This window comes from Pseudomonas sp. AC355 (genome assembly GCF_979258205.1).
This window is the reverse complement of the sequence record NZ_OZ409843.1, coordinates 5042388-5056248: the sequence shown is the minus strand read 5'-3', so window position 1 is coordinate 5056248 and position 13861 is coordinate 5042388. Positions and strand designations below refer to the sequence as shown.

The following is a 13861-nucleotide window of genomic DNA, read 5'->3' as shown; positions in this document are numbered from 1 at the left end:
CTCACACCAGCTTGAGGTGCGAGGTATCCGGAGCCGCTGCAGCAGGCTGGGCCTTCGCCTGGCCCATGTCGCTGCCCACCGGCGCGAGACTGAACTGCGACAAATCCAGCACGGGCTCGACCGCCTCAGGTGCCGCATCCTGTAGATCTGCGCCCAGTGCGGCAACGCCGAAATCCGGCGCATCTACATCCGCGAAGGCCGCCATGTACTCATCACGCGGCGCCACCTGCAAGCGACCCTGAGGCTGACTGGCCACCTGAGTTACGGGTTCCGCCGGTGGTGGTGGCGCCAGTTCGATCTCTTCGATGATGTCAGGCTCGGTATCGACCACCTCGACACGTGCCCCGGCGCGCTCCAGGGTGCTGCGGTACTTCTCGGCAGCGGCTTCGTCCAGATTGTTCTTGATCACCACCCGCCGCCCGGAAAACAGCTGGGCGATACGCTGGGCATCGGCCTGGAACAGCTTGGCCAGGTTGGCCTGTACGGTTTCCAACTGGGCACCAGGCACCAGCTCACCGGAAAATGCGATTTCATATCGCGCCATCACCACGCTCCTTTCTGTCGTTTCGTGTGCTGTTTTGGCCACAGCAATAAAACCTAAATGCATGCAGGCCAGTATGACGCAGCTTTTTGCGAGCACACGAGAGTCTGTCGGCATTTCCTCGTAGACCTCCCAGTAAAGCGCTCGCAATGAAATGACGACAGCCCCTAGGGCAGCAAAGCCGTCTCTTGTTACACTGAGGCCTCGAACGGAGTATGAAATGTTTTCTCAGGCGCAAATGATAAGAATTATTAGCCTAATGGTATTCCTTGGCCTGGGCTCGGTATTGAGCGGCTGCTCGACGTGGTTTTCGGACAACTTCGAAGACCCTGATGTGCGCCTGGTGGATGTCAACGTGGTGAAAGCCAAGCTGCTCGAACAGCGCTTTATCCTGCGTTTCCGCATCGACAACCCCAACAACGTCAGCCTGCCAGTACGCGGCCTCAGCTACGTGGTGCATCTCAATGACGTGCTGCTGGCCGATGGCGAGTCGGAGGTTTGGTTTACCGTGCCCGCAAATGGGCACCTTGAGTTCGACGTACCTGTGCGCACCAACCTATGGCGCCACGTGCGCCAAGTGGTCAAATTGCTTGAGCAGCCTGATGAGCCAATCCGCTATCGCCTGCAGGGTGAAGTGAGAACTGGATTATTCTTCGGCCGCCGCGTGCACATGGCGCGTAATGGCGAGATAATTCCCGGCGATTTTCTTCCGGAGTAACTCAGCATGACCCAACAACCCCACATTCATGGCCCCGACTGCGCACACGATGATGATCATGCTCACGATCACAGTCACGACCATGGCCATGTGCACGGCCCGCATTGCAACCACGCGCCTCAGGAGCCGGTACGCAACGCTCTGAAGGACGTTGGCCGTAACGATCCTTGCCCATGCGGCAGCGAAAAGAAATTCAAGAAGTGTCATGGCGCCTGATCACCTGCTGATCCTGCTTGCGGCACTCACTGTCGGCGCCCTGGTTCTGTATGCCATCTATCTGTGGCGCCAGGTCTGGGCCAGACAGCGTCACCAGGCCGAAACGCGCCGCACCCAGCGGCAACGCCTGCACGACGATTTGCGGATGCTGGCCAGTTCTTTGCTCGACGGCCAACTGCCATTGATCGAAGGGGCTATCCGCATCAAGCTGCTGCTCGACAACTACGACAGCGAGCTGAGCCTGACACGCCAGACCCAGGTCTTTCAGCAGCTCTACGAAGCGACTGCACACGTGCCCACCCATGCCGACTGGAAAGCCCTGAGCCGGGCCGAACGCCGCCAGCACGAGAGTCGTTTCGCCGAGCTGACCCAGGCTCACGACCAGCAAGCTCGAGAGGCTGCCCGCTGGCTGCTCGACGACGGATTGAGCGCCCGTCCATAGTCCCTGGGGCGACGACCGTCGCTCCGATTACCGCGCCACTTGCCAGGCGCCATGCCGCTCTCTACCTTTAGCGCCATTCCGGCCCGCCCACCGCCGCCATTTCCCCTTCAGGAGTCCGCCGCATGCTGCCGCGCGCTTTCCGTCCTCTCGCCACCCTGAGCCTCGCTGGCATCGTTACCGGCATGGTTGCGCTGAGCGGTTGCCAGTCCCTACTCGACAGCCGTTACCGCAACAGCGTGCACCCGGATCAGGGCTCCTTCCGCGTGCAGGGGCTGGCGCAGACCGCCTCGGTACGCCGCAACCCGCTTGGCATGCCGCTGATCGAGACCCATACCTTTCACGATGCCCTGTTCACCCTCGGCTACGTGCACGCCAGCGACCGCCTCAGCCAGATGGTCAGCCTGCGCCTGATGGCCGAAGGTCGCTTGGCGGAAATGGCCGGCCCTGGCGTGTTGGAAATGGACAGGTTCATGCGCGCAGTGAACCTCAAGAAGAGCGCCGAGGTGCTCTACAAGAATGCCTCGCCACGGATGAAGGCGTTCTTCGAAGTCTATGCCCGGGGCGTCAACGCCTACCTGTTCCGCTACCGCGACAAGTTGCCGATGGACCTGGCCGAAGCCGGCTATCGGCCGCCTTACTGGAAGCCGGAAGACTCGGTGATGATCTTCTGCCTGCTCAATTTCGGCCTGTCGGTGAACCTGCAGGAGGAGATTGCGGCACTGACCATCACCCAGAAAGTCGGCGCCGACAAACTGGCCTGGCTGCTGCCTACCTACCCGGACGAGCCGCTGCCGTTCGAGGAAGCAGAAAAGCTCAAGGGCCTGGCGCTTGGCGGCAACATTCCGGGGCTCCAAGCGATGAAGACAGCCGCCGCCCAAGTGTCCGAGCGGCACATGCTCGGCGTCGCTGCCTCGAACAACTGGGCCATCGCCCCCTCGCGCAGCCGCAGCGGCAAGAGCCTGTTGGCCAACGACACCCATCTGCCGATCGAGCTGCCTTCGGTATGGAGCTTCGTGCAGATTCGCGCGCCGAAATTTCAGGCCTCCGGGGTAACGGTCGCCGGTATGCCGGCGGTGGTTGCCGGCTTCAACGGCAAGCTGGCCTGGGGCATGACCATGGTCATGGGCGACAACCAGGATTTGTTCCTCGAACAGGTCAAGCGCGAAGGCAATCGCCTGCTGTATCTGGCCGATGGCAAATGGCAGCCGGCCCAGGAGCGCCAGGAAACCTTCATCATCAAGGGCCAGAAACCGATTCGCGAGACGGTTTACGAAACCCGTCATGGTCCGCTGCTTAACAGCGTGCTGGGCGAACGTAAACATCCGCTGCAGCCCCTGCAGGTGCAAAGCGGCTACGGCCTGGCGCTGCAGACCACCCAGTTCGAGGACGACGCCAGCCTCGACGCCTTCTTCGACCTGTCCCGCGCACAATCCGTGGAACAGGCCTTCGAGGCAGCTCGGGAAATCCGTGCCATGCCGCTGAACCTGGTGTTCGCCGATGCCGAACATATCGGCTGGCAGGTCACCGGGCGCTTCCCCAATCGTCGCGGCGGCCAGGGCCTGGTGCCATCTCCAGGCTGGGACAGCCGCTATGAATGGGATGGCTTCGCCGACCCCATGCTCCACCCCTACGATCAGGATCCGCAGCAGGGCTGGCTGGGCAGCGCCAACCAACGCAGCGTGCCGCGTGGTTATGGCATGCAGCTGTCCAACTCCTGGTACGCCCCGGAGCGCTACGAGCGCATCGCGCAGCTGGCCGGCAGTGGCCGCCATGACACGCAAAGCATGATTGCCATGCAGTACGACCAGACCACGCTGTTCGCCGCCAAGCTGCAGAACATGTTCGAAGCGCAGAACATGGCCGAACCACTGCGCAAGGCCATCGACCGCCTGCCGGAGGCCCAGCGTGGCAAAGCGCGTGAAGCCCTGAGCAGGTTGATGGCCTTCGACGGCAAGCTCTCCGCGACCTCCGCGGACGCAGCCGTGTACAGCGCCTTCCTGCACGAAAGCGCCCGACAGATCTTCCTCGACGAGCTCGGCCCGGAAACCTCAGCAGCCTGGAAAGCCCTGGTGAATAACGCCAACCTCTCCTATTCAGCGCAGGCCGATCACCTGCTCGGTCGTGAAGACAGCCCTTTCTGGGACGACGTGCGCACCCCGCAGAAGGAAGACAAGCCAGCAATTCTCGCCCGCAGCCTGGCGGCCAGCATCGAGATGCTCGAGCAGCGCCTGGGCGGTGAACGCACTGCCTGGCAGTGGGGCAAGCTGCACACTTACGAGTGGCTGAGCGGCAGCACGCAGATGGCGCCCTACCTGAGCGCCGGCCAGCGCACCAGCATCGGCTCGTTGAAGGGTTATCTGGATCGTGGCCCCTACCCCGCCGGTGGTGACCACAGCACGCTGAACGTCTCGGCCTACAACTGGGGCCAGGACTTCGATACCTGGCTGATCCCCAGCATGCGGATGATCGTCGACTTCGGCCGCGAGGAACCCATGATTGGCCTCAACAGTTCAGGGCAATCCGGCAACCCGGCCAGCCCGCACTATGCCGACGGCATCGATGCCTGGCGCCGCGCCAAGTACCTGAGCTTCCCAGTGCAACAGCAGAACCTGGAAAAGACCTACGGCAGCAAACGCCTGCTGTTGACGCCCTGACGCACAACCCAGGTGCGCAATGCACCAACAACGCGCAGAAAGAAGGATGAATCAGACGCGGCCGGCATCGATTGACATGACGCCGGCTGCGTCATAACCCGCCCCCTCGGAGGCCAGGAACGAGGCCACACTGGGTCACGGCACCGCTCCCCCTGACTCCAGTCATTTCCTCACCCTGCCCGACCGTTCTCGAGCAATTGGCACACTCCCTGCTCATGTTCTTGCAGACATAGAGCACGCCGGTAGACGGCAGGGCTCCCCGAAACGAATCGGGATCGGACAAAGGCGTCCTTGCACTCAGCGTGCAGGACGCCTTTTTTGTGCCCCGCCATCCCTGGCGGACACCCTACGGGCCGTCGGCGGAGCCGACGTCAAAAATGGCTCCCGGCCATTTTGTTGTTTGCCGCGATTCACTCAGGGCCACGGAGGTAGCGGATGAAACGATTGAAACTGGTGATGATCGGCAACGGCATGGCCGGCGTACGCACGCTGGAAGAGCTGCTCAAGATCGCCCCTGATCTCTACGACATCACCGTGTTCGGCGCCGAGCCGCACCCCAACTACAACCGCATCCTGCTGTCACCGGTGCTGGCGGGCGAACAGACCTTCGATGACATCGTGCTCAACGAACTGAGCTGGTACACCGAGCACGGCATTCAGCTGCTGCTTGGCCGCAAGGTGGTGGAGATCGACCGCGTGCACCGCCGGGTGATCGCCGATGATGGCAGCTGTGCCGACTATGACCGCCTGCTGATCGCCACCGGCTCCCGGCCATTCATCCTGCCGATACCGGGCAACGAACTGGACGGCGTGATCGGCTACCGCGACATCGCCGACACCCGCTGCATGCTCGACAGCGCCAACCTGCACCGCCGCGCAGTGGTCATCGGCGGCGGCCTGCTTGGCCTGGAAGCCGCCCACGGCCTCAAGCTACGAGGCATGGACGTGAGCGTGGTACACAACGGCGCCACCTTGCTGGAACGCCAGCTCGACGAGCGTGCCGGCAAGTTGCTGCAAAACGCTCTGGAGCGACGCGGCCTGCACTTCGCCCTAGGCAAGCAGACTGCCGACTTGATCGGCACCGACACTGGCCGGGTCAGCGCCGTACGTTTCAGCGATGGCGAGCAACTGCCTGCCGACCTGGTGGTAATGGCCGCCGGCATTCGCCCCAACATCGAATTGGCCCAGCGTGCCGGCCTGCCCTGCGCCCGCGGCATCCTGGTCAACGACACCCTGCAGAGCTTCGACCCCCGGGTCTACGCGGTTGGCGAATGCGTCAGCCACCGTGGCGTCGCCTACGGCCTGGTGGCACCGCTGTTCGAACAGGCGCGGGTATGTGCCAGCCACCTGGCCATGCAGGGCTTTCGCCGCTATCTCGGCTCGCTGACATCCACCAAACTCAAGGTCACTGGTATCGACCTGTTCTCCGCCGGTGACTTCGCTGGCGGCCCAGGCACGCAAAGCATCATTCTCGACGACCCGGTCACCGGCAGCTATCGCAAGCTGGTGCTCAAGAACGACGTGCTGGTCGGCGCCTGCCTGTATGGCGATACCGCCGATGGCGCCTGGTACCTGCAACTGATCCGCGAAGGCCGCAAGGTCGCGCATATCCGCGACATGCTGATGTTTGGCGAAGATGCGGTGAACAGCCTGTCACCCGCCTGCAGCGCCGAGCCGATTCTCCTGCAGGGAGCGGCCTGATGGGCGCTCTACAACTCGGCGCCGCGACGCACACCACCGCCTCGACCTGCTGTTACTGCGGCGTCGGCTGCGGCGTGCTGATCGAGCACGACGGCGAGCGCATTCTCGGCGTCAGCGGCGATCCTGCACACCCGGCGAACTTCGGCAAACTGTGCAGCAAGGGCGCCTCGCTGCACCTGACCGGAGACATCGCGGCCCGCGCCCTGTACCCCGAACTGCGTCTCGGCAAAGGGTTGGCCCGTGCGCGCACCGACTGGAGCAACGCTCTGGATCACGCTGCCGATGTGTTCGCCGAAACGATCCGCGAGCACGGCCCGGACAGCGTCGCCTTCTATATCTCCGGGCAACTGCTGACCGAGGACTACTACGCCTTCAACAAGCTGGCCCGCGCCCTGGTCGGCACCAATAATATCGACAGCAACTCACGCCTGTGCATGTCCTCGGCCGTGGTCGGCTACAAGCGCAGCTTGGGCGCCGATGCACCGCCCTGCTCCTACGAAGACATCGAGCAGGCCGACACGCTGCTGATCATCGGCAGCAACATGGCCTATGCCCACCCGATCCTGTTTCGCCGCCTGGAAGCGGCCAAGGCAGGCAACCCGCAGATGAAGGTCATCGTCGTCGACCCACGGCGCACCGACACCTGCGACCTCGCCGATCTGCACCTGGCCATCGCACCCGGCAGCGATGTGGCACTTCTGCACGGCGTACTGCATCTGCTGCTGGAACAAGGGCGTATCGACCACGCCTTCATCGCCGCGCACACCGAAGGCTTTGGGGCGCTGCAAGCGCTGGTCGCCGACTACGAGCCCGCGCGCGTCGCCCAGCTCTGCGCAATCAGCGAAGCGGATTTGCGTCGCTGCGCGGAGTGGATCGGCAGCTCACCGCGTTTTCTGTCGCTGTGGTGCATGGGCGTCAATCAGTCCACCGCCGGCACCACAAAGAACGCCGCTATCATCAACCTGCACCTGGCCACCGGGCAGATCGGCAAGGTCGGCAGCGGGCCGTTTTCCCTCACTGGCCAGCCGAATGCCATGGGCGGTCGGGAAACCGGCAGCCTGTCCAACTTGCTGCCCGGTCACCGTGAGGTCGCCAACCCGCAGCACCGTGCCGAAGTCGCCGCTTACTGGGGCGTCGAAACACTGCCGCAAAACCCGGGGCTCAGCGCCATCGAACTGTTCGAGGCGGTGGGCAGCGGCAAGATCAAGGCGCTGTGGATCGCCTGCACCAACCCGGCCCAGTCCATGCCGGATCAACACAGCATCCACAAAGCCTTGAGCGACTGCCCGTTCGTGGTGGTGCAGGAGGCATTCTTCACCACCGAAACCTGCCGCTACGCCGACCTGCTGTTGCCTGCTGCCAGTTGGGGCGAGAAGGAAGGTACGGTGACCAACTCCGAGCGCCGCGTCAGCCGCGTGCGCCGTGCCGTGCCTGCCCCTGGTGAGGCGCGGGCCGACTGGTCGATCACCTGCGATTTCGCCAGGCGCCTGGAAGCTCGCCTGCCGGGCGTGCCTTCCGGGCATTTCGCCTTCGACAATAGCGAGCAGCTGTTCGAGGAATACAAGGTGCTGACCCGTGGCCGGGATCTGGATCTTTGTGGCCTCGGCTACGCGCTACTGGAGACACGCGGCCCGCAGCAATGGCCCTTTCCCGAAGGTGCGCAAAACGGCACGCCGCGACTCTATGGCGACGGCCGCTTTCCAAGCGCCAACGGCCGCGCGCGCTTTATCGCCGAGACCTATCAAACGGCTAAAGAGCAACGCGACAGCCAGTATCCACTGACGCTCAATACCGGTCGCCTGCGCGATCAGTGGCACGGCATGAGCCGCACCGGCACCGCGGCACGGCTGTTCGCCCATGTCGAAGAACCGCTGCTCGACCTGCACCCGCAAGACATGGCGCAGCGGCACCTGCAGAGCGGCCAACTGGTCGAGGTGCGCAGCCGCCGCGGCGCGCTGGTGGTGCGCGTCCAGGCCGACGCCAGCCTGCAGCAAGGCCAGGCTTTTCTGCCTATGCACTGGGGCGATCGCTTTCTCAAAGGCCTCGGCATCAACGCCCTGACCTTGCCAGCGTTCGATCCGCTGTCGAAGCAGCCGGAGCTGAAACACGCCGGGATCGACGTGCAGCCCATCGACCTGCCCTGGACATTCCACGCGCTGGTCGAAGGTGACGTTCAGCAACGCCTGGAAGCCTTGCGCCCGTTGTGCGAAACCTTCGCCTACGCGAGCTTCGGCCTGGCCGGTCGCGAGACCTCGGCGCTGGTGATGCGCGTCGCCCACCATCACGCACCCGATGCCGAATTACTCGAACAACTTCAGGAGCAACTGGGCCTGGCCGAAGGGCCGGTGATCCGTTACGACGACCCTCGTGGCGACCCAGGCGCCCTGCCCATTCACAAGCGCGCGCGTATCGACGGCGGTCGCCTGACAGGCTTTTCCCTGAGCGGTGAGACCCGCGCACGCGGCTGGCTGCGTGACCTCTGGCAAAACCAGACCTCACTCGATGACGACAACGGCCGCGGCCTGCGCCGCTGGCTGCTGGCACCGGTGGAAAGTCCGCCCGGCCAGAGCCGCCGGCAGACCGGCAAGACCCTGTGCACCTGCATGAATGTCAGCGAGACGGCAGTACGCGAGGGCATCCAGCGCGGCTGCGACCTCATCGCGCTCAAACAGAATCTCGGCTGCGGCACCCAGTGCGGCTCCTGCGTACCTGAAATCAAGCGCCTGCTGGCGCTACAGACCATCGAAGCCTAGCGAAGACTGGGCTGAACCTAGACAGAAGGAATACCGCGATGAACCCAAGCGTATGGCTGATCGGCGCCGGCCCAGGCGACCCGGAACTGCTCACTCTCAAGGCGGTGCGTGCCCTCGGCCTGGCCGACGTGGTGCTGATCGATGACCTGGTCAATCCGCAGGTGTTGCAGCACTGTCCCGACGCCCGGGTGATCCGCGTGGGCAAGCGCGGCGGCTGCCGCTCGACGCCCCAGGCCTTCATCCATCGCCTGATGCTGCGCTATGCCCGCCAAGGCAAGGTGGTTGCGCGCCTAAAGGGCGGCGACCCGTGCATCTTCGGCCGCGGTAGCGAAGAAGCCGACTGGCTGGCCGCCCGCGGCGTGCATTGCGAGATCGTCAACGGCATCACCGCCGGCCTGGCTGCGGCGACCCGCTGCGGCATCTCCCTGACCCTGCGCGGCATCGCTCGCGGCGTCACTCTGGTTACCGCCCACACCCAGGATGGCAGCTCGCCCAACTGGCAGGCACTGGCCGACAGCGGCACGACGCTGGTGGTGTACATGGGCATCGCTACTCTGGCCGATACCCGCCAGCATCTGCTCGATGCCGGTATGGCGGCGCACACCGCCGTGGCGATGATCGAGAACGCCTCGCTGCCGGATCAACGCGAGTGCCGCAGCACGCTGCTGGAAATGGCCGACGCTGCACTGGCATTCAAGCTGAAAAGCCCGGCCATTCTGGTCATCGGCGATGTGGTTGGCGCTGCCATGGATGCTGCGCGAGAACTTGAGGTACGCAGCGCCTGACCCCTTACGACAGTCCGGTCTATGCAACTGGACTGCTATTTGCACTGTTTTAGTTCAACCGTACTGCCTGAAAGACTGCCCTCATGCCTGACACCACCATGCCTGCCGCCCTGCGATTCATGCTCGCCGCCCGCCGCTGCGAGCTGCAGGGCCTGGAAAGCCTGTCCTTCACCTGCCAACTGGTGACCAATGTCAGTCAGTTGGTGCACCAGCTGCAGAAGGAACGGGGCTACTCCAACATCTATCTGGGCAACCAATCGAGCCATTATCTGCACCAACTTGACGCACACAGTGCCGAGTCAGCCGCCGTAGAGCGTCAGGTACACGAATGCTTCATGGCCATGGATACCGCTCAGGCCAATGCCGCGGATCGTGCCCGCCTGTTCAACCGCATCGCTTATGTCTTGCATGGTCTGGACGAACTGCCCGGCCTGCGCCGCCGCATCCGCGAGCTGCAGCCGACGCCACGCCTGGCCACCCAAGCCTTCACGCGGCTGATTGGCGGGTTGATGGCCGTGGTCTTCGAAGCCGCCGATACCGCAGTCGACCCAGGCATCACCCGGCTGCTGGTGGCCATGTTCAACTTCATGCAGGGCAAGGAGCTGGCCGGTCAGGAGCGCGCCGCGGGTGTCGAGGGCTTCTCGCGCGGGCATTTCGATGCCGAGTTGCAGGAGCGCCTGCAGCATCTCGAAGACGGCCAGGAGCGCTGCTTCGATGTGTTCAGCGAGTTCGCCGATGCAGAGGCGGGGGCCCTGTGGCAACAGATTCACAGCGGCGACACCGTCGCCCAGGTAATCAGCCTGCGCGGCATCGCCAAGCGCACGTCTGCCAATGCCACGGTCGATCCGAGCCTGTGTGAGCTGTGGTTCGAACTCAATACCCGACGCATCGACGCCATGAAGGAAGTGGAAAACCACCTCGCCAATCGCCTGCTGGAACACTGCCGCCGCAGCATCGCCGAAGCCCATGCTGACCTGGACAACCATCGCACGCTGCTCAAGCGTCTGGGGCAGATGGATGTTGGTAGCGATCAGGCGCTGCTGTTCAGCGTGCACAGCAGCACCCTGGACAGTGCATCTCAGGATTCGGTGGGCAACCACCTGACGCGCTCGGTGCTCGACCTGCTGCACGAACAGAACCAACGCCTGCAGCGAGTCAGTGACGAGCTCAAGGAAACCCGCGAAACCCTCAACGAACGCAAAGTGATCGAGCGGGCCAAGAAGCTGCTGATGAACGATTACCGGCTCAGTGAAGAAGATGCCTACGCACGCCTGCGCCAATCCGCTATGGAGCGCAGCATGCGCCTGGTCGACGTCGCCCAGAGCCTGCTCGCCTTCGCCGCCCGCAAGGCCCAGGAAAATCCGCGCAGCGACCGCGCCTGAATGAGCCTTACCGGCCCTGGGTATCGCTGCGCTCAACCACAGGCTACGACCCACTCCGCCCCTGTAGCCCAGCACTGAAAGGCGATGCCCGGGAAAAGTGCCTGCAATAAAGACTCTGGCATCCATGCACCTACGCCGCGCACGGCAAGCGATCGACGCCCCGCTGCTGTGCGGCGCCAGCCTCCGAACTGATCAGGCGCAGCCTCGAAGAAATCGTCCGGCACAGGCTGAAAACCTTTCCTGCTCAAGCAGTTAACGCAGATACACCAAGTACTCAAGGGCAGCTGTCAACCAGCCAGGCCACCGGTGCCAGCTACTGGCATGCAACCTGCTATGTCCGTAACAGGGAGGCAGGCTCTGCCCCTCCACAATCCAAATCCTGGACAACGGCGTCCACCCTCATACAGCCCGCGCGCTGCCATGAGAGTGACGCCGTTTTTTTATGCGTGCCTTTTGGGGAAAACGATATGGACGACAAGCCACGTACACTGCAGAGCATCGACGACAGTACCAATCAGCCACGTCGTACCTTCCTCAAACAATCCATGGGTCTGCTCGGCGGCAGCGCATTGATGAGCATGCTACCTGCGGGCCTGAGCAGTGCGGTATGGGCTGCGGGGAGCGACGGCCTGGAAACCACCAAGGCCAAGCTCGGCTTCATCGCCCTGACCGACGCCGCACCGTTGTTCGTGGCCGATGAACTGGGTCTGTTCGCCAAGCACGGCATGACCGGCGTAGAGGTGCTCAAGCAATCGTCGTGGGGCACCACCCGCGACAACCTGGTGCTCGGCGCCGGCAGTGGCGGCATCGATGGCGCCCATATCCTTACACCGATGCCCTACCTGATGGCCGCCGGTAAGGTGACCACCAACAATACCCCGCTGCCGATGTACATCCTCGCGCGCCTGAACCTCAACGGTCAGGGCATTTCCATCAGCAAGGAATACCAGGATCTAAAGCTTGGCACCGACGCCAGCGCCTTCAAGCAGGCCGTTGCCGCCAAGCAGGCAAAAGGCCAGAAGATTGCAGCGGCGATGACCTTCCCAGGCGGCACCCACGACCTGTGGCTGCGCTACTGGATGGCAGCTGGTGGGATCGAACCCAACAAGGATCTGCCGACGGTGGTCATCCCGCCACCGCAGATGGTCGCCAACATGAAGGTCGGCAGCATGGACGCCTTCTGCGTCGGTGAGCCATGGAACGCTCAGTTGATCAACCAGGGCATTGGCTACAGCGCGGTAACCACCGGCGAGCTGTGGGCCAACCACCCGGAAAAAGCCCTGTCGCTGCGCGCCGATTACGTCGACGCCAACCCCAACGCCACCCGTGCGCTGCTCAAGGCGGTGATGGAAGCGCAAATGTTCTGCGAAGCGGCGGAGAACAAGGAACAGGTCGCCGAGATCTGCGCCAAACGCCGCTGGATCGGCGCTCCCGCCAAGGATCTGCTGGCACGCTTGCAGGGCAACATCGATTACGGCAACGGCCGCGTGGTGGAAAACAGCCCGCACCTGATGCGCTTCTGGAGCGAGTTCGCCTCCTACCCCTTCCAGAGCCACGACCTGTGGTTCCTGACCGAAAACAAACGCTGGGGCTACCTGCCGAAGGACTTCGACAGCCAGGCACTGATCAACACCGTCAACCGCGAGGACATCTGGCGCCAGGCCGCCGCCGAGCTGGCGGTACCTGCCGAGCAGATTCCGCAATCCAAGTCGCGCGGCATCGAGACCTTCTTCGACGGCAAGACCTTCGACCCGCAGAACCCGCAAGCCTATCTCGACAACCTGTCCCTGAAGGCCTAACCGGAGGAACGCTCCATGAATGCGCCCGTAAAATCGCTGGCCCTGCCGGCTGGTGTCATCGCTCCAAGCTGGCTGAAACGACTGTCGACCACGCTGATGCAATCGGTACTGCCGCCGCTGGTGATCACCTCAGCACTGCTGCTGATCTGGCAATTGCTGTGCAGTGGCCCCACTGCATCGCTGCCGCCACCCAGCCAGGTCATCGAAGACACCTGGGAGCTGATCGTCAATCCGTTCTATGACAATGGCGGCACCGACGTCGGCATGGCCTGGCAACTGCTCGCCAGCCTCGAGCGGGTGGCCTACGGCTATGCCCTGGCAGTCGTGGTCGGTGTAGCGTTGGGCGTGCTGGTCGGCCAGTCGACCTGGGCCATGCGTGGTCTCGACCCGCTGTTCCAGATCCTCCGTACCGTGCCGCCGCTGGCCTGGTTGCCGCTGTCGCTGGCCGGCTTCAAAGACAGTCACCCATCGGCGCTGTTCGTGATTTTCATCACTGCCATCTGGCCGATCATCATCAATACCTCGGTGGGCATTCGCAACATCCCCGAGGACTACCGCAACGTCGCCAAAGTGCTGCGCCTCAATGGCCTGGAGTACTTCCAGAAGATCATGCTGCCTGCCGCCGCCCCCTACATCTTCTCAGGGCTGCGCATTGGCGTGGGGCTCTCCTGGCTGGCGATTATCGCAGCAGAGATGCTGATTGGTGGCGTGGGTATCGGCTTCTTCATCTGGGACGCGTGGAACGCCTCGCGTATCAGCGACATCATTCTCGCCCTGGTCTACGTTGGCGTGGTCGGCTTCCTGCTCGACCGCCTGGTGCTGTTCGTCGGCAACCGCATCACCCGTGGCACATCGGCCTGAGGAGACAGA

The 13861-nt window shown here is 63.4% G+C and carries 11 protein-coding genes; 10 read left to right on the top strand and 1 reads right to left on the bottom strand.

Annotated elements, in window-relative coordinates; all coding sequences use genetic code 11:
* Position 1: 1 nt before the first annotated feature.
* Positions 2–544 carry a hypothetical protein gene (locus ACZ0AI_RS23515; RefSeq protein ID WP_463563928.1) on the bottom strand — a complete coding sequence of 181 codons (543 nt, stop codon included), beginning with the start codon at positions 542–544 and terminating at the stop codon, positions 2–4.
* A gap of 217 nt (positions 545–761) precedes the next feature.
* On the opposite strand from ACZ0AI_RS23515, the gene ACZ0AI_RS23510 reads away from it, so the two are divergent.
* From ACZ0AI_RS23510 to ntrB, 10 genes are all read left to right on the top strand, one after another.
* Complete coding sequence (locus ACZ0AI_RS23510; protein WP_463563927.1) at positions 762–1259, top strand: LEA/WHy family protein; 498 nt, start codon at positions 762–764, stop codon at positions 1257–1259.
* A gap of 6 nt (positions 1260–1265) precedes the next feature.
* Positions 1266–1475: an SEC-C metal-binding domain-containing protein gene (locus tag ACZ0AI_RS23505; protein ID WP_463563926.1), complete on the top strand. Its 210-nt coding sequence runs from the start codon at positions 1266–1268 to the stop codon at positions 1473–1475.
* Positions 1465–1917, top strand: coding sequence for a DUF2489 domain-containing protein (locus ACZ0AI_RS23500; protein WP_463563925.1), 453 nt, complete (start codon positions 1465–1467; stop codon positions 1915–1917). Before ACZ0AI_RS23505 ends, ACZ0AI_RS23500 begins: the two co-directional genes overlap by 11 nt.
* Before the next feature lie 182 nt (positions 1918–2099).
* A complete protein-coding gene (locus tag ACZ0AI_RS23495; RefSeq protein ID WP_463570132.1) occupies positions 2100–4571 on the top strand; it encodes a penicillin acylase family protein in 2472 nt (823 codons plus the stop codon).
* A gap of 435 nt (positions 4572–5006) precedes the next feature.
* Positions 5007–6272 (top strand): NAD(P)/FAD-dependent oxidoreductase, encoded by a 1266-nt coding sequence (locus ACZ0AI_RS23490; RefSeq protein ID WP_463563924.1) that lies wholly within the window; start codon positions 5007–5009, stop codon positions 6270–6272.
* Positions 6272–9025: a nitrate reductase gene (locus ACZ0AI_RS23485; protein ID WP_463563923.1), complete on the top strand. Its 2754-nt coding sequence runs from the start codon at positions 6272–6274 to the stop codon at positions 9023–9025. The genes ACZ0AI_RS23490 and ACZ0AI_RS23485 overlap by 1 nt, the downstream gene beginning before the upstream one ends.
* A gap of 38 nt (positions 9026–9063) precedes the next feature.
* On the top strand, positions 9064–9810 hold the full coding sequence (gene cobA, locus ACZ0AI_RS23480; protein WP_463563922.1) for a uroporphyrinogen-III C-methyltransferase: 747 nt from the start codon (positions 9064–9066) through the stop codon (positions 9808–9810).
* Positions 9811–9893: 83 nt separating this feature from the next.
* A complete protein-coding gene (locus ACZ0AI_RS23475) occupies positions 9894–11192 on the top strand; it encodes a nitrate- and nitrite sensing domain-containing protein (protein ID WP_463563921.1) in 1299 nt (432 codons plus the stop codon).
* 467 nt (positions 11193–11659) lie between these two features.
* Positions 11660–12991: a CmpA/NrtA family ABC transporter substrate-binding protein gene (locus tag ACZ0AI_RS23470; protein WP_463563920.1), complete on the top strand. Its 1332-nt coding sequence runs from the start codon at positions 11660–11662 to the stop codon at positions 12989–12991.
* Between the two features lie 15 nt (positions 12992–13006).
* Positions 13007–13852, top strand: coding sequence for a nitrate ABC transporter permease (gene ntrB, locus ACZ0AI_RS23465; protein WP_463563919.1), 846 nt, complete (start codon positions 13007–13009; stop codon positions 13850–13852).
* The last annotated feature ends 9 nt before the right edge of the window (positions 13853–13861 follow it).

Excerpts from the sequence above, each read along its gene's own strand:
- ACZ0AI_RS23495 (WP_463570132.1), top strand. The coding sequence starts at position 2,100 with ATGGTTGCGCTGAGCGGTTGCCAGTCCCTACTCGACAGCCGTTACCGC.
- ACZ0AI_RS23485 (WP_463563923.1), top strand. The coding sequence starts at position 6,272 with ATGGGCGCTCTACAACTCGGCGCCGCGACGCACACCACCGCCTCGACC.
- cobA (WP_463563922.1), top strand. The coding sequence starts at position 9,064 with ATGAACCCAAGCGTATGGCTGATCGGCGCCGGCCCAGGCGACCCGGAA.
- ACZ0AI_RS23500 (WP_463563925.1), top strand. The coding sequence starts at position 1,465 with ATGGCGCCTGATCACCTGCTGATCCTGCTTGCGGCACTCACTGTCGGC.
- ACZ0AI_RS23515 (WP_463563928.1), bottom strand. The coding sequence starts at position 544 with ATGGCGCGATATGAAATCGCATTTTCCGGTGAGCTGGTGCCTGGTGCC.
- ACZ0AI_RS23510 (WP_463563927.1), top strand. The coding sequence starts at position 762 with ATGTTTTCTCAGGCGCAAATGATAAGAATTATTAGCCTAATGGTATTC.
- ACZ0AI_RS23470 (WP_463563920.1), top strand. The coding sequence starts at position 11,660 with ATGGACGACAAGCCACGTACACTGCAGAGCATCGACGACAGTACCAAT.
- ACZ0AI_RS23490 (WP_463563924.1), top strand. The coding sequence starts at position 5,007 with ATGAAACGATTGAAACTGGTGATGATCGGCAACGGCATGGCCGGCGTA.
- ntrB (WP_463563919.1), top strand. The coding sequence starts at position 13,007 with ATGAATGCGCCCGTAAAATCGCTGGCCCTGCCGGCTGGTGTCATCGCT.
- ACZ0AI_RS23505 (WP_463563926.1), top strand. The coding sequence starts at position 1,266 with ATGACCCAACAACCCCACATTCATGGCCCCGACTGCGCACACGATGAT.
- ACZ0AI_RS23475 (WP_463563921.1), top strand. The coding sequence starts at position 9,894 with ATGCCTGACACCACCATGCCTGCCGCCCTGCGATTCATGCTCGCCGCC.